19 protein-coding genes are annotated in these 20,225 nt (G+C 51.6%); 7 read left to right on the top strand and 12 right to left on the bottom strand.

The features are described 5' to 3' along the window. Positions 1 to 35 precede the first annotated feature (35 nt). The 5 genes from pgp6 to nadA all read right to left on the bottom strand — a co-directional run bounded on the left by pgp6 (position 36) and on the right by nadA (position 5,356). Positions 36 to 1,412, bottom strand: coding sequence for a peptidoglycan metallopeptidase Pgp6 (pgp6, locus tag JMG82_RS09875; protein WP_201352571.1), 1,377 nt, complete (start codon positions 1,410 to 1,412; stop codon positions 36 to 38). Further along, positions 1,409 to 2,362 (bottom strand): DHH family phosphoesterase, encoded by a 954-nt coding sequence (locus JMG82_RS09870; RefSeq protein ID WP_201352570.1) that lies wholly within the window; start codon positions 2,360 to 2,362, stop codon positions 1,409 to 1,411. The genes pgp6 and JMG82_RS09870 overlap by 4 nt, the downstream gene beginning before the upstream one ends. A gap of 24 nt (positions 2,363 to 2,386) precedes the next feature. Continuing rightward, on the bottom strand, positions 2,387 to 3,442 hold the full coding sequence (gene flhB, locus JMG82_RS09865; RefSeq protein ID WP_201352569.1) for a flagellar biosynthesis protein FlhB: 1,056 nt from the start codon (positions 3,440 to 3,442) through the stop codon (positions 2,387 to 2,389). A 103-nt stretch (positions 3,443 to 3,545) separates the two neighbouring features. Further along, positions 3,546 to 4,367 carry a carboxylating nicotinate-nucleotide diphosphorylase gene (gene nadC / locus JMG82_RS09860; RefSeq protein ID WP_201352568.1) on the bottom strand — a complete coding sequence of 274 codons (822 nt, stop codon included), beginning with the start codon at positions 4,365 to 4,367 and terminating at the stop codon, positions 3,546 to 3,548. Beyond that, positions 4,364 to 5,356, bottom strand: a complete 993-nt coding sequence (gene nadA, locus JMG82_RS09855) for a quinolinate synthase NadA (RefSeq protein ID WP_201352567.1) — start codon at positions 5,354 to 5,356, stop codon at positions 4,364 to 4,366. The genes nadC and nadA overlap by 4 nt, the downstream gene beginning before the upstream one ends. 75 nt (positions 5,357 to 5,431) lie before the next feature. Here nadA and plsY point away from each other — a divergent pair, with 75 nt between their 5' ends. The 6 genes from plsY (at position 5,432) to JMG82_RS09825 (ending at position 10,633) form a co-directional block, all read left to right on the top strand. Then, positions 5,432 to 6,058 carry a glycerol-3-phosphate 1-O-acyltransferase PlsY gene (gene plsY / locus JMG82_RS09850; protein WP_201352566.1) on the top strand — a complete coding sequence of 209 codons (627 nt, stop codon included), beginning with the start codon at positions 5,432 to 5,434 and terminating at the stop codon, positions 6,056 to 6,058. Next, entirely contained in the window at positions 6,055 to 6,384 is a 330-nt protein-coding gene (locus tag JMG82_RS09845) for a dihydroneopterin aldolase (protein ID WP_201352565.1), read from the top strand. The genes plsY and JMG82_RS09845 overlap by 4 nt, the downstream gene beginning before the upstream one ends. Before the next feature lie 80 nt (positions 6,385 to 6,464). Continuing rightward, on the top strand, positions 6,465 to 7,145 hold the full coding sequence (hsrA, locus tag JMG82_RS09840; protein ID WP_201352564.1) for a homeostatic response regulator transcription factor HsrA: 681 nt from the start codon (positions 6,465 to 6,467) through the stop codon (positions 7,143 to 7,145). 259 nt (positions 7,146 to 7,404) lie between these two features. Continuing rightward, a complete protein-coding gene (locus tag JMG82_RS09835; RefSeq protein WP_346727040.1) occupies positions 7,405 to 8,724 on the top strand; it encodes a sensor histidine kinase in 1,320 nt (439 codons plus the stop codon). 173 nt (positions 8,725 to 8,897) lie between these two features. After that, complete coding sequence (locus JMG82_RS09830; RefSeq protein ID WP_201352563.1) at positions 8,898 to 9,149, top strand: YfhL family 4Fe-4S dicluster ferredoxin; 252 nt, start codon at positions 8,898 to 8,900, stop codon at positions 9,147 to 9,149. Positions 9,150 to 9,160: 11 nt separating this feature from the next. After that, a complete protein-coding gene (locus JMG82_RS09825; protein WP_201352562.1) occupies positions 9,161 to 10,633 on the top strand; it encodes a Ppx/GppA phosphatase family protein in 1,473 nt (490 codons plus the stop codon). Between the two features lie 49 nt (positions 10,634 to 10,682). Here JMG82_RS09825 and bamA read toward each other — a convergent pair whose 3' ends face one another. Continuing rightward, on the bottom strand, positions 10,683 to 12,896 hold the full coding sequence (gene bamA / locus JMG82_RS09820) for an outer membrane protein assembly factor BamA (RefSeq protein WP_201352561.1): 2,214 nt from the start codon (positions 12,894 to 12,896) through the stop codon (positions 10,683 to 10,685). A 135-nt stretch (positions 12,897 to 13,031) separates the two neighbouring features. On the opposite strand from bamA, the gene JMG82_RS09815 reads away from it, so the two are divergent. Continuing rightward, positions 13,032 to 13,859, top strand: a complete 828-nt coding sequence (locus JMG82_RS09815) for a prephenate dehydrogenase (protein WP_201352560.1) — start codon at positions 13,032 to 13,034, stop codon at positions 13,857 to 13,859. Between the two features lie 61 nt (positions 13,860 to 13,920). Here the strand turns inward: JMG82_RS09815 and JMG82_RS09810 are convergent, their stop codons facing one another. The 6 genes from JMG82_RS09810 to JMG82_RS09785 form a co-directional block, all read right to left on the bottom strand. Then, positions 13,921 to 15,381, bottom strand: a complete 1,461-nt coding sequence (locus tag JMG82_RS09810) for a BatD family protein (protein WP_201352559.1) — start codon at positions 15,379 to 15,381, stop codon at positions 13,921 to 13,923. After that, on the bottom strand, positions 15,368 to 17,005 hold the full coding sequence (locus JMG82_RS09805; RefSeq protein WP_201352558.1) for a VWA domain-containing protein: 1,638 nt from the start codon (positions 17,003 to 17,005) through the stop codon (positions 15,368 to 15,370). Before JMG82_RS09805 ends, JMG82_RS09810 begins: the two co-directional genes overlap by 14 nt. Next, positions 17,002 to 17,910 carry a vWA domain-containing protein gene (locus JMG82_RS09800; RefSeq protein ID WP_201352557.1) on the bottom strand — a complete coding sequence of 303 codons (909 nt, stop codon included), beginning with the start codon at positions 17,908 to 17,910 and terminating at the stop codon, positions 17,002 to 17,004. The genes JMG82_RS09805 and JMG82_RS09800 overlap by 4 nt, the downstream gene beginning before the upstream one ends. After that, positions 17,900 to 18,070, bottom strand: coding sequence for a hypothetical protein (locus tag JMG82_RS11740; protein ID WP_236579131.1), 171 nt, complete (start codon positions 18,068 to 18,070; stop codon positions 17,900 to 17,902). The genes JMG82_RS09800 and JMG82_RS11740 overlap by 11 nt, the downstream gene beginning before the upstream one ends. Before the next feature lie 227 nt (positions 18,071 to 18,297). After that, positions 18,298 to 19,134 (bottom strand): DUF58 domain-containing protein, encoded by an 837-nt coding sequence (locus JMG82_RS09790; RefSeq protein WP_236579130.1) that lies wholly within the window; start codon positions 19,132 to 19,134, stop codon positions 18,298 to 18,300. Between the two features lie 9 nt (positions 19,135 to 19,143). Beyond that, entirely contained in the window at positions 19,144 to 20,091 is a 948-nt protein-coding gene (locus tag JMG82_RS09785; RefSeq protein WP_201352555.1) for an AAA family ATPase, read from the bottom strand. Positions 20,092 to 20,225: the final 134 nt, after the last annotated feature.

Genomic DNA, 20,225 nt, shown 5'->3' with positions numbered 1-20,225 from the left:
CTGAAAACTCGTTGACATCCGTTCACCAAGATGGATCAATGCGTCCGGCGATCAATCATCTTTCGCGCCGTATTGAAAACGGTCGTGATATTGTCTTTGATCCAGTGCGCATCCATCCACTCCACCGGCCTCACCTCGACCCCCTGAATCACCACGCCGAAATGGAGATGATCCCCCAGAGCCAGTCCCGTTTTTCCGGTCTTGGCGATTACCTCTTTTCTGTTCACGACATCCCCTTCGGCAACGGAAAGCGTAGAGCAGTGGCCGTAGAGGGTAAAAAGACCCAGGCCGTGGTCGATCAGGGGCATATTGCCGTAGATGCCGTTATAGCCCGCGAAGACAACACGTCCCGGATTGGAGGCCAGGACATCGGCCATCTTGACACTGGCGAGATCGAGCCCCAGATGATACGATTCGCTCACCCGCCTGCCGTTGTAATAATAGAAGCGGTGATCGCCGAAACTGGCCACCTTTTTGCCGTTTTTGAGAGGATAAAAGGGTTTGATGCTCCATCGGCGGATCAACCTATCGGATATTTTGGAGCTCAGTTTGTGGATGAGATCCTCGTTTTTCTTACGGATATCTTCGTTGATGATCCGAAAGCGTTCCAGCGGGTCGGACACATTCGCCGTTTCGTCGAACTGGCTGGCGAGATCGGCGATTTTTCCGTTGAGGAAACGGTCTTTGAGTTTGATATTGGACCGCCGGTAGCGATACCTTTCGACATAAAGCGGTATATGGGCCTTGGTGACGTTGTCCGCAAGATCGGTCGCTTCCACCCAGGCACGGAATTTCTTCTCCGTCACGGGCCATGCGATCAGTGCCGCGTAAAATCCCTCCTTGTAGAAAGGTTCGGGCTTGAATACTTTTCCGAAACTGGTATGGATGGCCACATCTTTCAGGTTCGCATCGGTGGCGCTGAAGACCACCAGCGCGCTTCCGCCCTGGGTGATCTTGTAGGAATTGGCCAGCACATAGGCGGAAGGCCGGACCGCATCGATCGTAATCGCCACCTTTTTGGATGCGCTGTTGCCTTTGAGCATGTTCCAGTTGCTGATATCGGTCGTTTCCACGATCATCGTGGCCGACGTCGTCCGACGGTTCCATCCCGCCCTGGGCAGTGTCACCGCAAGATCGACCGCCTTTTTCGGCGTTTCGAGTCTCTCCTGGGCGACGACGAAACTGTTTTTCCCATCACTGAGTGTCACCTTGTAGCTGCGTATTCCCGTATCGTCTTGCAGCTTGACGGCAATCGGCTTTTTCAGGTTCCAGTAGAGTGTATCCGGCACCTCGATCCGCGGACGATTGCGTTCAAACATCGGAGAGTTGGCCAGATAGATCACACCCCCGATTATTGCCAGAAACACGACAAGCAAAAGGGTTATGCCAAAACCGCTCTTTTTCCGTCTCATACAAACTTCTCCTCTTTTATCATCTTCAATAGTTTTTCGACAAGCACATCATGTTCCACCCCGTAAAGGGTAAAGCCCGCGGCATGCTTGTGGCCGCCCCCTCCGAAAGCCACGGCGATGCGGCTTACATCCGACGTGGTTTTGGAGCGCAGGGAAACTTTCAGCCCGCCATCTTCCTCTTCACGGACCAAGAAACCGATCTCCACCGTCGCCAAGGCTCGGGCATAGTTGACCATATCGTCCGTTTCGTTGACGGTCGCCCCACTCTTTTCGAGCATCCCGCGTGTCACATGCAGTCCCGCGACACGGCCGTCCATATAGAGTGTCAGCGTCTCCAAAACCATCGGAAGCAGGCGCATTTTGCACAGGGGCTGATTTTCTCGAAGCATGCGCGCCGACCATTCGGGTGAGGCGCCCAGCCGCAAAAGCGTCTTGGCAAAATCGAATACACGCTCGTCGACCCCTTCGTACCCGAAAAAACCGGTATCGCTGATCAAGGCGGTGTAGAAATTCGATGCGCTGTTTTTCGGAATATCCCATCCCGCTGTCGCGGCCAGTCTGAAAGCCACTTCGGCGGCGCATACATAATGGGGCTCGACCAGGTTCAGATCGCCATAGGCCGTATTGCTCTTGTGATGGTCGATATTCACAAGCAAGCTCCCTTCCGGCCGTTCGATACCGAGGCGGTCGAAACTGCCGCAGTCGACACTGACGATCAGATCGCTTCCGGGATGGAGCGCATGCCTGATCTTTCCGAAACCGGGCAGAAACGAAAGAAGCTGCGGAAGCGGCCGGCTGGCAAACACCACATCGGCACGCTTGCCAAGTCCCTTCACGATCCACCAGAGCCCCAGGGCTGTACCTATGGCGTCGGCATCGGGATTGAGATGACCGACGATGGTGATATGGCGCGCCTTTTCCACCGCCCTTTTCGCTCGTTTGTATTCCATGGCGCGATTTTATCGAAACCAACCTCACATAGCGCTTTTGGATCTGTAAACGAATGCCAATACTTCGGCCACCGCCTGATAGAACCGCTCCGGAATCTCCTCGTCTATTTCGACGCTTCGGTAAAGTTCCCGGGCCAGGGGCGGGTTTTCGACAATCTGAATATGGTGCTCTCTTGCGATTTCTTTGATTCTCAGGGCGATCAGGTCGGCCCCCTTGGCCACCACTTTCGGTGCGTGTCCCTCTTCCTGACGGTACTGCAGGGCCACGGCGTAATGGGTGGGGTTGGTGATGACCACATCAGCACTCGGAACCTCCGCCAGCATTCTCCGCCTCGCCATCTCCATTTGAATCTGCCGGATTTTCGCCTTGATTTCGGGATTTCCCTCCATCTGCTTCATCTCGTCTTTGATCTCCTGTTTGGACATGCGAAGCCCTTTGAAATAGTTGTACCTCACAAAAAGAAGATCGACAAGCGCCAGGACGAGCAGCAGGACAAGCATGACGGCCGCCAGGATGATCGCCCTCTCGGAAAGCCACGTAATCTGCTCCGGAAGCGGTGCCCGCGAAACCGAAACGAGTTCTTTGATGAATCCTAGAAAGACACTGAAGGCAACCGCGAAAACCGCGGCGACCTTGACGGTTATTTTGAATCCTTCGATCAGTTTCTTCAGGGAGAAGAGGTTCTTGGCTCCCTTGATGGGATCGATCTTCGTCAGATCGGGCACCAGCGGCTTGGTCGTGAAAATGAAACCAAACTGCGCCCAGGCGCCCAGCATCCCCGCGATCGCCACCGGCAGCGCAAGGGGCAAAACCATCACAAAAATCTGGATCACCGAATAGATCGTGATATCAACCAGCACTCTGGGCGTAAGCTCGACTCCGACAAAATTGACATAATACCGATAGAGTGTCTCGAGCCGATCGAAAATCCAGCCGGTCAGTGCCGCGAAAGCGACCACTGCGACCAGGAGCGTGACGAAGCCCGAGGTATCCATGCTTTTGGGAACATTCCCCTCTTTCTTGGCCTCCTCGATCTTCTTGGGGGTCGGTTCTTCGGTCTTCTCTAAATCGTCAGCCATTGTTGGGTAGCGGGTAGTTGGTAGTGAGTAGTAAATGAAGAGTGGTGAGGGAGACGCTTTTCATATCAGCTTCCCACTTCCCACTTTTTACTTCCCTCTTTTTTCATGTCACGATCTTCATCGAAAGGTCGATCCAGTGCGACTGGTGGATGATGGCGCCGGAGCTGATGGCGTCCACGCCGGTTTCGGCGATTTGGCGGATATTCTCGATCGTCACGTTGCCACTGGCTTCCAGCAGCACGCCGGGGTAGTTCTCGTTGCGGTAGAGCACCACCTGACGAATCTGTTCGGGGGCCATGTTGTCGCACATGACGATATCGGCGCCCACATCCATCGCCTTGGCGGCCATCTCCACCGTTTCGCACTCGATCTCGATCTTGGTCGTGAAGGGAATCTTTTTCCGCGCTTTGTCGATGAAAGCCTCCAGATCGTCAATGAGGCTCAAATGGGTATCTTTGAGCATCAACGCATCATCAAGCCCCATCCGGTGGTTGACGGCGCCCCCGACCCGCACGGCGTACTTTTCGAAATTGCGCAGCATGGGGCGGGTTTTGCGCGTATCCAGAAGAAGCACGCCGGTCCCCTCCAGCGCCTTGACGTAGGGCCGAACCTGGGTGGCGATGGAGCTGGCGTGCAGCAGCATGTTAAGCAGGGTGCGCTCCGCCGCCAACAGGTCCGCGGCGTCCCCTTCGATCTTGAGCAGCACCTCCCCTTTTTCGAAAGGCTCGCCGTCCCGCCTGAACCAGTAGAGCCGCAGGTTGCAAAACTCCGCCAGCGCCTCCAGGTAGGGCTGTCCCGCGACGATCCCCTCACTCTTGGCAATGATCTGCGCCGTCGCCTCTTTGCGGGGCGCCACCCGGCCGAAAAGATCCCCCCGGCCGATATCTTCGAGGAGCACCTCCTTGACGAACTCCTGGATGATCATAGCGCCAGCATCCTCTCCAGCGCCACTTTGGCCCACTCACGGGTTTCGGGATCGACGTCGATTTCGGTGGGCACCGCCCCTTTTTCGATCGCTTTGAGGGTCGTGTAGACATCCTCCAGGGTCGTTTCGTTCATCGTGGGGCACTCGGGCTTTGTGGAAGAGAGGACATACGTGTTTTTCTCCCGCATGCGGTGCACCAGGTTGTATTCGGTTCCCACCGCCACCTTCTGCTCTTCGGGCAGCTCGCCTACATACTTGATGAGCTGGCTCGTGGAGCCGCAGAAATCGCTCTCGGCCACCACGGAAGGGTCGCATTCGGGGTGGACGGCGATCTTGATGCCCGGATACTTCTTTCGGTAGAAGCGCACGTCGTCGACGGTGAAGAGCTGGTGCACCGAGCAAAAACCGTTGTAGCAGATGATGTCGGCTTCGTTGGGGTCGGTGCCATCACCGATGACGCAGGATCTAAGCCCCATCATGTTGGCCACGTTCTGTCCCAGGCAGCGGTCGGGGACGAAGAGGATCTTCTTGCCACTCTCAAGTCCTTGCTCGATAATCTTGTAGGCGTTGGAGCTGGTGCAGACCATCCCGCCCATCTTGCCCACGCTCGCCTTGACTTCGGCGCTGGAGTTGATGTAGGTGATAGGCAGCACATCCGTCTCTTTGATGCCGTGTTCCTCCAGAAACCGGACCGAATCGTCGTAACACTTCTGGTCGATCATCCGCGCCATGGCGCAACAGGCGATCTTGGGCATGGCGACCCGCTTTTCGGGGGCGATCACCTTGACGCTCTGGCCCATGAACCCCACGCCGCAGAAAAGCACCCACTCGTTGTCGTCGGCTTTGCAGCGGCGTGCCAGCTCCAGGCTGTCGCCGGTGATGTCGGCCAGTTCGAACACTTCGTCGCGCTGATAGTAGTGGGCGACGATGGTAACCGGCAACTTCTCTTTCAGTTTCTGTATATTCTCTTTCAGTTTCTGTTGTTCCAAAAAAGATCCTTAATAGCGAACTAACGATAATTTTCATATAATTGGCGATAATTTTACCATAAAGAGTCGATACGCATGGAATTTTTGACCAATCCCAATATCATTTTCTATCTTGCCGCTTATCTGATCGGCGGCATCCCTTTCGGTCTCATTCTCGCGAAACTTTTCGCGGGTGTCGATATCAAAAGTGCCGGCAGCCAGAGCATCGGTGCCACGAACGTGCTGCGCGTCGTCAAGGAGCGCGATCCGAAACTGGCCAGGAAACTAGCCATCGCCACAGTGGTGCTCGATGCGCTCAAAGGTGTTCTCGTTCTGCTTGTCGCCAAAGTGGCAGGCATGCCCGATGCCACTCTTTGGGCCATCGCGGTTCTCGCCGTCGCCGGCCACTGCTTCAGTCCCTATCTCATGTTCGAAGGGGGCAAAGGCATCGCCACCGGTGTCGGTGTTCTCGCCTTCATGATGCCGATGGTCACGGCGATCGCCCTGGTGGTCTGGTTTCTGCTTGGGAAAACCGTCCGCATCTCCTCCCTCGCCTCCCTGGGGGCTCTTGTCACTTTTATCATCGCCAGCTACATCCTCTATCCGGATGTACCGAACATCCACTCCCACGCGCCAATCTGGATCATCGCGATCATCGTCGTCTACAAACATATTCCCAACATTGTCCGCCTGATACGCGGCGAGGAGAAACGGGTCGCATGAGAATCCGGATCGAATCGCTCTCTTTCGAAGCGGTCCTGGGCATCCTGGCCCATGAACGGACAACGCCCCAGCGCATTCTGGTGGATGCGACGATAGACTACTCCTATACACCGGAGAGTTTTATCGATTACGCGAAGGTGGCGAAGCACATCGAAAAGGTGATGCAAGAGGGTGCTTTTCATCTGATTGAAGAGGCGCTGGAGACACTTTTTTCCACTTTGAAAAAAAATTTTCCAAAAATCGAAACAATAAAAATTACAATCTGCAAACCCGATATCCTTCCCAACTGTCGCGTCTGCGTCGAAGATTTTCGCAGCTTTCTTTAAAAATTTTTGAAAAATAGTTTAAAACAATCTAAAAATATGCTATAATCCCGCTTAAATTTCATACCCAAGGATTGCAACCTATGCGTATACTGATTGTAGAAGATGAAACCACGGTCAACAAAACCCTCTCCGAAGGGCTCAACGAATTCAACTACCAGACGGATTCGGCAGAAAATTTCAAAGACGGCGATTACTATCTCGATATCCGCAACTACGATCTCATTCTTGCAGACTGGATGCTTCCCGACGGCAACGGTCTGGAACTGATCCAAAAAGCCAAGACGAACAATCCGAAAACCGCTGTCATCATCCTCTCCGCCCGCGATGACAAAGAGAGTGAAATCGAAGCGCTCGAGGCGGGAGCCGACGACTATATCAAAAAGCCTTTCGATTTTGACATTCTTATTGCACGCATCAAGGCACGACTGCGATTCGGAGGCAGCAACGTCATCGAAATCGACGATCTGAGCATCAATCCCCAGGAGGAGAAGGTCGTCTACAAGGGCAAGGAGATCGAACTCAAAGGCAAGCCTTTCGAAGTACTGACCCATCTGGCACGCCACCGCGACGAAATCGTCTCCAAAGAGCAGCTTCTCGATGCCATCTGGGAAGAGCCCGAGCTGGTCACTCCCAACGTCATTGAAGTGGCAATCAACCAGATCCGTCAGAAGATGGACAAACCCCTCGGCATTCAAACCATCGAAACGGTACGACGCCGCGGTTACCGCTTCTGCTATCCGCAGAAAAACAACGAAGAGTAACACCCCTTTCCACGATGCGCGGTCTTGCCGCCGCGTATTCCAATCACATACTCCACCTTTATGATTCAATCGAGTTCCAAGCGTCTTTGAAAGCTTGCGTTTTGCCAACGGAGTGCCGGACAATCGGAAATCCGGGAGAGATTTTCAGAGCATGGGCCATGCACCCGATTGAATATCGAAATGGCATGACACTGAAATGTCAACCTAATATGCCAAAAACCTCGTTGAATTTACGTTACAATACAAAACAAAAAGGCTGATGATGGCCAGAAACCGCAGTATCCGCAACCAGTTTCTCACACAGCTTATCATCGCATCTTCGATTCTTCTTATCATCTTTTCGACAATGCTCTATGCCTATATAAAACAGTCCATCTACGACGAACTCTCCCAGCAGCTCGTCAAACAGGCCCGCTATATCGTCCAAACCTTCCCCGACTATGCCGAGGGAGAGAAAATCGATGCGAAGAATCTGAAAAACGCCCTGCAGATCACGGCAAAGGTGATCCCGGCACCCCATCACTTCTACAGCTCTCTTGAGTGGCGCGAACGCAAAGAGCATGGCAAATACTACATCGACCTGATCTATCCGTACAACTTCAAAGCGCAAACCTACCTGCTGGTGAGCAAAGAGATCACCAATGTCCGGAGCATGCTCAAAAAGATCCTGCGTTCCATTGTCATCATCAACCTGATCAGTCTCATCCTTATCGTGCTCTACGCCTTCGGCCTCTCGGCGATGCTGCTGATGCCGATCACCCGATTGACCAGGAAACTCTCCACTCTCAACGAAAATTTCCTAACAACGATCGATACGAAAGTGCTGCCCGAGGAGTTCGTTCCCCTCGGTGAATCGATCAACCGGCTAATCAACCGTATCCAAACCTTCGTCAAATATCAAAAAGAGCTCTTTATCGGCGCGGCACACGAACTCAAAACACCCCTGAATGTCATGAAACTCAAAAACGATGTCACCCTCATCAAGAAGCGGGAACCCGAAAAATATATCGAAGCGCTGCAGCTTGCCAACAAAACGATCCAGGAGATGAATCAGATGATCACCTCCATTCTTGAAATAGGCCGGCAGGAGGGTGCCCATTTCGAGCTCCCCCAGACAGTGGACATGATCGATTTCATACGGCGCAAAGGCGAAGATTTCGTCCTTTTGGCCAATGCGGAAGACAAAAAGCTCAAACTCGATCTCCAGCCCGAAAGGCTTGTGGGCTGCATCCAGACGACCCTGCTCAACCAGATTCTTCAGAACTTTCTGCAAAACGCGCTCAAGTTCACTCCCAAAGGAAAATCGATCCTCCTTCGTACACGGATGGAAGGAGAGAACAAGATTCGGCTCGAAGTGATCGACGAAGGTCCCGGAATCGACGAAAGTGTCGATCTCTTCGCCCCGTTCAAACGTGTCGGCAACGCACCGGGGGCCGGTCTGGGTCTCTTTCTGGCAAAATCGGCCGCCGATGCCATGGGGGCCAAAATTTCCCTTAAAAACAGAACCGACGGAAAGACGGGGACAGTAGCCACTCTTGTCTTTTCGACTACGCCCCAATGCGAACTTCCTGCCGGTTAAGAATTTTTCCCGGATTGCCGGGAAAATAGCACTCTCTTTCCCTCTCCCGAAAATGGCACTCTTCCGAATGAGAACTTATATTTTTTATTTAAGGCCTAGGTAAGGTTACATAGGTTATAAATCTCGGAAATTAATTTCGGGGCATAATAACAGCCCCTTCAGGAAGGTTTTACATGGCATTGATGATTACCGATGAATGTATAGCGTGCGACGCATGTCGCGACGAATGCCCCAACGGTGCAATCGAAGAGGGGGATCCCATCTACATCATTGATCCGGACCGGTGTACCGAGTGCGTTGGACACTACGACGAGCCGGCCTGTATCGCTGTATGCCCGGTTGATTGTATCGTCCCCGACCCCGACAACGTCGAGAGTGTCGAAGAGCTCAAGTTCAAATTCGAACATCTGCAGAAAGAACAATAAATCCGTAAACCATGGCCAAACGTACCGCCATCATCGACATAGGCTCCAACTCCGCCCGGATGGTGGTATTCGAGAGGACCAGCCGTTTCGGCTTCCATCTTCTCAACGAGACCCGAAGCCGGGTCCGAATCAGCGAAGGAGCCTACGAAAAGAGCGGTGAGCTCCAGCCTCCCGCCATGGCCCGAGCCAAAGCGGCTCTGCAAGAATTCCTCTCCATAGCCAAGAGTTACAAAACCCGAAAAATCCTCTGTGTCGCAACCTCTGCCGTCCGTGACGCGCCCAATGGAAGAAAATTCGTCAAGTCGGTCGAAAAGGAACTGGGTCTAAGGATCAAAGTGATCGAGGGCGAAAGGGAAGCATGGCTCGGCGGCATCGCGGCAGTCAACCTGCTGCCGGTCACCGACGGTATAACCATCGATATCGGCGGCGGTTCCACCGACCTGGCGCTCATTCGCAACCGTAAAATTGTCGAAACCTGCTCTCTCAAACTTGGTACCGTTCGTCTCAAAGAGCTCTTTTTCGACAAGAAAGCCCCCATCAAAGAGGCGGTTGCCTTTATCGACGAAGCCCTGGAGGCACTCCCCCCATCCTTTTACGCCAGAAGCGCCGTAGGCATCGGGGGAACCATCCGCGCCATCGCCAAAGCGATCATGCAGCGAAACCACCATGCGGTGGACCTGGTCCACGCCTTCATCTTCGATCTCTCGGAAGAGAGAAAATTCATCGACAAAGTGGCACACGCCTCTGTAATGAAACTCTCAAAATACGGCATCAAAAAAGACCGGATCGACACAATCCGTCCCGGTGCACTCATCTTCTTGAGAGTTCTGGAGCATATCGGCGCCAAGGAGGTTGTCACCAGCGGGGTCGGCGTTCGGGAAGGACTCTTTCTAAGTGACCTGCTGCGCAACAGCAATCACCTTTTCCCGGCCAATTTCAATCCCAGTGTCCGAAGTCTTCAGGATCGCTTCTGCACCGATAGGAAACTTTCTGCGCAAATCGCTTCGACAGCGGGTATCCTCTTCGATACCCTCAAAAAGCCATACCGTCTGCCCGATTCGTTGCGCCGGCATCTGCAGATTGCGGCAAAACTCTCCCAAATCGGCATTCGTCTCAACTTCTACAACTACCACAGGCATAGCGCCTACTTTATCTTGAACAACCTGGATTACGGATTCACACACGAAGAGATGATCCTCATCGCCACTCTCATCCGTTTCAACAAACGGCGCCTTCCCAAAGAAAGTTTCACGAAACCCTACCGGAAGCTCTTGCCCGACGCACAGACCCTCTTCTGGCTCAGTTACATCGTCTCGCTGGCCCAGGCAATTCATCAAAATCGCACACTGGGCACCGTCACGTGCGTATATGAAAACGAAGTCCTCAAAATCGCCACTCCCTTCGAAAACCATCTGGCCGGTGAACGAATCAAAGTGTTGGAAAAACCGGCTCCTATCGCGGTGCAGTTGCACAGAAGAAAATAGGCCCCACCTCTCTTTTTACTCTTCGGCAACAGGTCGTTTTATACGTCCGTCAGAACTGCTGTCCCATTGTAAATTCGAAATTGGAGATTTTGTCTCCATCCTCCCTCATCAGAGGATAGGCGAAAATCAGGCTGATGGGCCCCATCGGCGAGAACCACTCGATGACCGCACCGGTTCCCGCTCTTTTGTAATCATCAAAGTTCTCATCACCGATCATCCCGTAATCAAGAAAGAAGGCGAGCCGCATTTTGGCCGCTTGGACAAGCGGGACACTCGCTTCCACGGAATTGGAGAAAGTATATTTGCCTCCTGTCCTGTATCCGTTGATTTCGTCACAGATTGAACCCGATTCATATCCGCGCACTGTTCGCACTCCGCCCATATAGAATTTTGCACTGATGGGGAGTTTGTTGTCATTTCCGAAAAATCCGACGCGGGCTTTGTAACGCAGAATCAAATCGTAGTTGATATAATCCTCCATTCCCTGGAAGATGGAAAAAGTCAGATAGTTTTTGTTGTACTCGGCATCTCCACCGAGACCGGCAAACTGCGAACTCATGCCGAAAATCATGCCATGACGTGGCAGGTAATAGTCGTCGGTATTGTTAAAACGAAGACTTAGTGTACCGGCACTCGTTACAAAATCGTTGTTGGCATAGAAATCGTAGTCGGGAAAATCCGGGTCGATGTCAGATAGTTCTGTGGAATAGTACTGGTACATAACCGATGCATGCCAGTAACGTGCAATCTGCCTCCCCAAAGTCACAGAACCTCCGAACCTTTTTTCCGTATAGTCGTAACTTTCGAATTCATTGTGATAGATGTTGAACCCGGCGCTGTAATCGCTGTCCCATATTCTCGGATTGGTAATATTGAAGTTGAAGTTGTTGCGATGTCGGGAAAGGTCGGTGCTGAGCCCGACAGCCAAACCGCTGCCGAATACATTCCTGTCATTGACAGAAGCATTGAAGATAATACCGTCATAACTGCTGTAACCACCGCCGACCATGATATTCCCGGTCTGTGCCTCCTTGACATTGACCACCAGATCCATCTCGTTTTCACTGACGCGGCGTTCGTCAATTACCACATTTTCGAAATAGCCGGTCCGCATCAGAGCGGATTTTGAATCTTTCAAATCGGTGAGATTGTAGAGATCGCCGGGCGCCAGGAAAATTTCGCGGCGAACGACACGATCGAGGGTACGCGTATTGCCGGAAATAACAACATCTCTGATATGGACTTTCTCTCCCGGGAAAATTTTGTACTTGACGATCGTTGTATGATCCTTCTCGTCCTTCGAGAAATCCGGTATGACACGGACGTAGGCGTATCCCATGTTGGCAATGGACTCCTTGATACGCTCCATATCGTGACGCAGATCGTCGATGTTGAAAGTATCTCCCGGTTCCACTTTCAATGTATCCTTGAGAATGACCGGATCAATCACCGGTTTGGCCAGGTCAATCTGCACATCTTTGACTTTATAGACCTCCCCCTCCTCGATTTTGAAGTCTAGAATCGCCGAATACTGATCGAAGTCGACCCGCAGAAGCGGATCTTCCACTTTGGCGTCGAGATATCCGTGGCGCATATAGAGATCACGAATCCTGGGCACTTCGTATTTGAGCTGGTCGATCTTTACCTTACCGTCATTAAATCCCCACATCCAACCCATAAAGTCATGTTCACGGTTTGCCATGACACTTTCGATCTCCTCTTTTTCAAGGTGTTCGGCACCGCATAGATTGAGTTTTTTGATGATGATGTTCTCACCTTTGTTGATCTTGAACTCCACCTTGACGCTTCCCGTCTCAAGAGGTGTCACTTCCGTCTCCACCACCGTGTCGAAGAAGCCCTCCCCTTCAATGGTGCTTCGGATCAGTGCTTCCGCTTTTTCGATCTTGGCTTCATCGTAGATATCCCCTTTGTGCAGCCCAATCGTAGAAAGCAGCTCGTCTCGCTTGTTCTCTCCGTATCCGCTGAATAGGATTTGAGAGATGACCGGTTTTTCCCTGAAATGAAAAGTCAGTATCCCGTGCTCTTCCGTAACCCAGATATCTTTGAAATAACCTTGGGCGAAAAGTTTTTTTATCGCCTCGTCCACTTTCTCGATATCGATCGTTTCGCCGGGATGGATGCCCGTTATCTCCTGAGCGATATCGTCAGAAAGATGCAACAACCCATCAAAGCGAATCTCTTTGATCTGCTGGGCACTTGCAAAAACCGCCGTCATCAAGATGGCAGACAAAATACGTTTCATTTATTTCCTCATTGTCGGGCGTCTGTATGCGAATTTTTGTATAAAAGGCTTAAAGTCTATCATCATTTCGATTAAACGCCGTTTATTTTGTATTGTGATACAATTTCGGACTTTGTCACAGATGGGAGAGAATTCATGGTTGTCGGAATCGTCGGACTGGGGCTTATGGGCGGATCACTCGGATTGGCCCTCAGAAGCGTTCCCCAGGTGGAAAAGGTGATCGGATTCGATCACAATCCCGATCATTGCAACGAAGCGCTCAGACTCCGCCTTGTTGATGCGATCGTCTCCTGGGAGGAGCTCAAACGCAGCGATGTGATCTTTCTGGCAATTCCCGTGGAGGGGATCATTGCATCTTTAAAGAAGATGACCGATGTCTCTCCGCGCTGTACCATTGTCGATCTCGGAAGTACCAAAGCCAAAATCGTCGAGAATATTCCGGCGGAAATCAGGAAAAATGTCGTTCCTGCCCATCCGATGACAGGGACGGAAAAGTTCGGGCCATCCGCCGCCGTTGCCAATCTTTACAGGGATAAGATTGTCGTATTGTGCGACATCGATAAAAGCGGTACCCTTCAGCAGGAGACAGCCAAAGCGCTCTTTGAAGCAATCGGCATGAAAATCGTCACGATGGATGCGCACGAACATGACCGTCATGCCGCCTATATCAGCCATCTTCCCCATGCCATCAGTTACGCCCTCGCCAATGCCGTCATGGCGCAGGAGGATGCTAACAACATTCTGATTCTCGCAGCGGGCGGTTTCCGGGACATGAGCAGGCTTGCAAAGAGTTCACCCATCATGTGGGAAGAGATTTTCAAACAGAACCGCGACAATCTGCTGGAAGCGATGGACCATTTTGAAGAGGAGCTGCGCGTCTGCCGCGCTCTTATCAATGGTGAAAAATGGGAACATCTTCGCCGATGGATGGAGGAGGCCAACCGGCTGCACGACATTCTTTAGTCGTCAATCTTCGGTCAACATACTTTCACAGGCCTCTCAAACATCCTTTCAAAAACAGACATCAACCGTCTGCCTGTTTCCTGTTTCTTGCTTTTTTTAGTCGTTCCATCAGCTTCGCGAACTCCCGCCTGTCGATTTTCACCGACTGGCCTTCGAACATGGACGCATAGAGATTTTCCGCCATCTGTGCCGCCTCTTTCGATTCGGAAATATATGGCATCAGCCGCTGGAGCATCCGGGAATCGCTATCTGTCTGCACTCTGCTTCCCGGGTACGTTCCTCCGCGTTTTCTTTTTGAATCCATCCACAGATACATCACTCCCATACCAAGCAAAAACGCGACGATCCAGGTCATATAGATCCATTGCATTCTCTTTTCCTCTCTTGAGAAAACCGAACTTTTTTTCGGACGTTTTGCCCGCTCTTTTTCCACGCTGCCGGCCACCTCAATCGAAATCGGTTTCGTTTTTGCGGTTCTGATTTCCTCGGTTTTCGGATCGAAATAGTCTATCTCGAAAGGAGGAATGGTAAAGGATTTTTCCCCGATCAGAATATACTTTTTTTCCCATGAACCGCTGTAAGAGCCGTAACGGTACTTCTGTTCGATTTTCGGCTCCTCTTCGTAAACCGTCACTCCGTCGATTTGAAGTCTGGGCATCTCGAAATCTTCGATATTTCCCTCGGCATCCACACGTACTGTCAGTTCCACGGGTCTCCCTTTTTTCGTCTGCGTCGTGGAGACTTCCGCCTTTATTCTGAACCTGCCCACGAGCGTCACTCCCTCCGGCAGAGGTTCTACATGAAGTGTCAAAGAGCGGCTTCTTACCGTTATCCATTGAGGACGGCGGACGATGAAGCCGAAAGCGTCCCGCATTTTTTTGGTCATCGCCACTTTCACTTCCGCCGGGCCGATGGTCAAATCTCCCACTTTTTGGGGAAAGAAGAGATAGTGAATTTCATGGACGAGATAGTTGCCTTGCGCATAGCGCCGCTCCTTTCCAACCCGCTTGACCCAGAAGTTTTCGTATTGGATGGGAACGAAATCGACATTCATGACCGGAACATCGCGCTTCTCCCTGAACCGCACCGTCACATCGACAGTCTCCCCCACATAGGAGGCGTTGCGGTCTGCCATAAGCTCGATGATGAAATTGTCGACGTCGCTTTTGCTTTTCGGCTTCACCCGCACCCTCAGGGGCTGCGTCTTTTCGATTCGGCCGTCCACTTCCACTTCCAGGGGAGGGATTGTCACGCTCTTTTGGGGAGTGAAGGCCAACACTTTCACCCATTTGACGACCGTACGGTTCCCTTCCAGGCGTTCTAGCCGCTGCATGCCTTCGGAAACGACTCTATCGTTTCCAATTTTTTGGATCTCCGGAAAACGAACATTCTCCCCCTCCGCCTCAATCATGACTTCCACCGATTCGCCCGCTATCACCGGATTCTCGTCCACACTGATTACCACCTTTCCCATCAGGGGCAAAAACAGCAGCAGCAAAAGAAAAATTCTACCAGGGTTCAATTTCGGTTCCCTTCCGTGGCGGTATCAACGGATAGAGTTTCGGTTTCATCGGCTGTTTCTCTATCAGACGCATCCACTTTTTTTCCTCTGCGAGGCTCAGTTTCCGCTGATCGCTCCGTTTAGAGCTCTTTGCGCCACGTTTCCCCCCATCCTGTGAAACGGACGCGGAAGAGGAGCGCTTGTTCTTCTCTCTGCCTTTTTTACGACTCTTCGCGTTCGATCCCGATTTTTTCCTTTTCATCTCTTTGAGGGCCTTCATCACCATTTCCAGATTGTATCGCGCATCGGCATCCTCTCCCAGGGCGAGCGCTTTGCGGTAGAGCTCAGCCGCTTTTTGAAGTTCTCCAAGCTTAACGTAGCAGTTGCCCAGATTGTAGAGTTTGGCCTGCTCCACCTTCATGTCGGGTGTGACGACCTTCTCGTAGGCGCTGCACGCCATTTTGTATCTGCCGCTTCGGTAGTAGCTGTTTCCAAGATCAAACCAGATTTCACTTTTGGGAGTATGCATGACAAGCTCTTCAAACGCTTTCGTACTTTTTTTGAAGTCACCCTCCCAATACGCTTTTTCCCCTTTGTCGATCAGCATAAAATCGAGTACACCCGCTTCCATCTTCTGCGAAAAAGTCATCAGCGGTACCAGAAGCAACAATGCGAAGGTCCCGCGTCCTGTTCCGATGGAGTAGAAGGCGAAGGGAAGCCCCAGCAGTGCGAGTGCCAGAGGATAGTAAAAGAGCTCAATGCGTTTCTCCACCGTTTTTTCATAGGTTTCCCCTTCCCGGCTCAACCGTTGCAGAAAGGCTCCCACGCGCTTTTCATCCTCCTGCGAAAGCGTCGCTTCCACATAAATCCCCCCGGTCGATTCCGCAAGCCGCGCAAGATCCACGTTGGCACGACTGATGACAATTTCTCCATTTCGTTTCATGACAGAGCCGTTACCATCAACCGGAACAGGTGCCCCCTGCCGCGACGCCATCATCCACACCATCACACGCATCCCATTCTCTTTTGCAATCTTCACGAGCGTCGATATATCTTCTTCGTCCCCTCCGTCGGTCACCAGCAGCACCGTTTTGTTCGGCCTTTTTTGCAAAAGCCTGGCCGCCCCTTTCAATGCGGCGGAGAGGTCCGTTCCCTGTACCGTCACAGAATCCGGCGAGACTCTTTTCAAAAGAAACCGCACTGTGTCACGATCGCTCGTTAGAGGCGTGATAATGAAGGAGGCGGATGTAAACCCGACGATTCCAATGCGTCCGGCAGGCATTCTCGGCAGAACATCCTCCAGTTTCTGCCTTGCGAAAAGAAACCGGTTCGGATAGAAATCGGCTGCCCGCATCGACTGTGAGAGATCAAGTGCGATCACCAGATCGATGCCATGGCCTTCCACCCGCTCTTTTCCCTGGTCTATGACGGGTCGCGCCAATGCCAGCGTCATCATGAAAAAGGCAAAAAACATCAGCGTATTGTGTCCGGCACGCCCTAGCGAATCCCCGCTGATTCGCAGCCTCTGCAGCGTCTTTTCATCGAAGATGCGCTCCACCACATCTTTGTTGGTCGAAATCAGATAAAAAAGAATCCCGGCGGGCACAAGCATCAGATAGATAAATTCGGGAAAGAGAAACTTCATCCTCGGGCCACCTCGCCGCGATTGAGCAAAAAAAGATAGGCAAGAAGGGACATGGCCGCCACGAAAAGGGGATAGCTGTAGAGGTAGGTAGTCTCGACGACCGGTTCTTTTTCCACTTTGGAAGGTTCCAGAGTATCGATTTTTCTATACACCTCTTCGAGCATTTTCGGATCGGATGCCGAAAAGAAAGTTCCACCCGTGCTTTTCGCCAATGCCTTGAGAATCGCCGGATCGTATTCGCGCATACCTCCCACACCGATCGTGTAGAGTTTGATATGGTATTGCTGCAGCATCTTTTCGGCCACCTGCAGAGGAATTCTCCCGGCGGTATTCCTGCCATCGGTCAGCAAGATGGCCACTTTGCTTTTCGCTTCGGAGTGTTTCAGCAGTTTCGCCGCCATGGCGATGGCATCGTAGATTGCCGTACGCTCCCCTGCCATTCCCACTTCCAGATAGGGAATCATCGCCGAGAGAACACCATGATCGAAAGTGACTGGCGAAGCCACGTAGGCATACTCACCAAATATAATCAACCCGAGCCTGTCGTTTTTACGTTGTTCGATGAAGCTTTTCACCACCCGCTTTACCGTTTCGAACTTGTTCTCTTTTTGCACAATCGAAAAAGGCTCGTCCATCGAACGGCTCGCATCAATCACAAGAACCATGTCCCGTCCCATCGCATGGGAGGGATGGAATTCCTTTGTCGTCACAGGCGATGCGAGGGCAAGAATTGTGCCGCCCCACGCCATCCATTTGAACGCCTGCATCAAAGAGGCGCTTCGGAGACTTTTCGTGATGCGCCCGATGTGGGGAAAGAAGAGAAGCTCCAGCCGCAACGGGCATTTGCGTTCACAAAAGAGAAAAAGCGGAATGAAAAGAAAGACCCATGAATGCTCAAAGTGCATCGTGCGACATCTCGATAAAGAGTTTCATGAACCGTTTCGTCTCCTCATCCAGAGGCGGTACCGTTTTTTTGTATTTGTATCGTTCAAGACGGGGAATCAACTGCTCCAAAATCTCCTTGCGCCGCTTGTCTTCGGCAAGAAGGCGTCCATATTTTGTCATTATATATGCCGCCTTTTTGGGATCGGTGTAATCGATTCGATCCAACTGCTCCAACCAACCGATCCTGGGATCGATCCTTCTGTGGTTTTGCCACCACCGCCATGCGAAAAAGAGTACGGTTGCAAGCACCAAAAGCCCGACAATCACCAACCCGCCAAAAAGATAAATCGAAATATCGGGAATGGGCAGTAAAGGCTTTATATCGTGAATAGGCAAATCTTTGGGATTCACATCCGACCTCCGAAAAGTCGGACGAGTTTGCCGAAAGGATCCTCGTCGGTATAGATTTTGACGAACCGGATACGATGTTTATGCAAATGGTGATAGAGCGCTTTGTCACTGGCGAGAATCTGGGCACGGTAACGGTCCACACTCTTTTCACCGAAGTGGGTCTGCAGTGTCGCTCCCGTCTCCGGATCGACCAGATGCACCTGCCCGAGAGGCTTGGGATGCTCCTCGAAACGGTCCCGGACAATGACGGCGATCACTTCGTGCCGTTTGCTCAAAAGCCCCAAATCCACGGCGGATAGAAAATCCCCGATCAGAAAAAGAACACTCCGCCGCTTGATACGCTTGAAAAGCCGACGAGGCCCTTTCACGTAATCGGTGCTCTGCCCGAGAACCTTCATGCCATCGATTGACTCTACAAACCGATTGACGCCGAATATCCGTTTCGTAGCCCTCTCGACCATCTCTCCCGACTGCGATACGATCGCCCCGGTAAACAGATCCGAATTTTTGATTGCAGAGTAACCCAGTATCGCCGCTACTTCTGCCACCACTTCCTGCTTGATCCTATGGGTTCCGAAAAAGAGACTGCCCCCCATCATACAGGCTGCCACAATGTGGAGTTCTCTCTCTTCATGAAAGAGTTTGACGTAGGGTTTTTGAAGCTTCGCCGTGATAGTCCAGTCGATTTTACGAATATCGTCGCCGACCTGATACTCGCGAAGCTCACTGAAGTCGTACCCCTCCCCATGAAAAAGAGAAGGGTTGTTCCCGATCATTTCGGAAAAAACCTGGCGCTTTGTTTTTATCAAAAGGGTTTTGAGCCGTTTGTTCACCGAAAACCTTTAGGGAATCGCAACGGTTTCAAGCACTTTGTCGATCACCAGATCGCTGCTTATCTCTTCCGCCTCCGCTTCATAGCTGAGAATAATGCGATGGCGCAGAATATCTTTGGCAACATAGGCGATATCGACCGGAGAGACAAAATCTTTCCCCCGCAGATAAGCCTGGGCACGGCTCGCTTTGTAAAGGTCGATCGATGCCCGGGGACTCGCTCCATACATAATCCATTTTTCGATCGATTCGAGATTGTACTTTTCCGGTTCCCGGGTCGCGAATATCAAATCGACAATATACTTTTCCACCTCTTCGTCAATGTGGATCTTCTTCACTTCCTCTTTGATTCTGAAAATATCCTCTTTCGAAGCCACCTCTTCGATCTGGCCCAATGCATCGTTCGCCACCCGTCTGGCAATCTCCAACTCCTCCTCCGGCGTATTGTAGCCGATCACCAGTTTCATCATGAAACGGTCAAGCTGAGCTTCGGGAAGGTTGTAGGCGCCCTCCTGCTCCACAGGGTTTTGCGTCGCCATAACCAGAAAAGGAAGATCGATCTTGAAACTCTCTTCACCAATCGTTACCTGTCTCTCCTGCATCACCTCCAGCAGTGCCGATTGCACTTTCGCCGGAGCCCGGTTGATTTCATCCGCCAACAGGAGATTTGTAAAGACCGGTCCCTGTTTTATTTTGAAACTGTTGTTCTTGGGATCGTATATCTCTGCCCCGATAATGTCACTTGGCAAAAGGTCCGGTGTGAACTGCACCCGTTTGAACTTAAGTCCCAAAGCCTTGGATAGGGCATTGACCGTCGTCGTTTTTGCCAACCCCGGTACACCCTCCAACAAAATATGCCCGTCACATGCCAAACCGATCAAAAGGCCGTCGATCATTTTGTCCTGCCCAACAACAACTTTTTTGATCTCATTTCTGATTTTTTCTATAATCTGTCCCATAAGCACTCCACGTAATAATAGTAAATTGTACCGGGAATTAAATTATAAAAGCGTATATTTGCAGAAGTAGTGGATTTTATTTCTGATTGCGGATAAGCAGATGTTTTTTAAGAAAGTGTCATTTAAAAAGAAAC

The organism is Hydrogenimonas urashimensis (assembly GCF_016593255.1).
GTDB classification, from domain to species: Bacteria; Campylobacterota; Campylobacteria; order Campylobacterales; family Hydrogenimonadaceae; genus Hydrogenimonas; species Hydrogenimonas urashimensis.
Note: the sequence above shows the minus strand (reverse complement) of the source record. Positions and strands in the feature narration are given on the sequence as shown.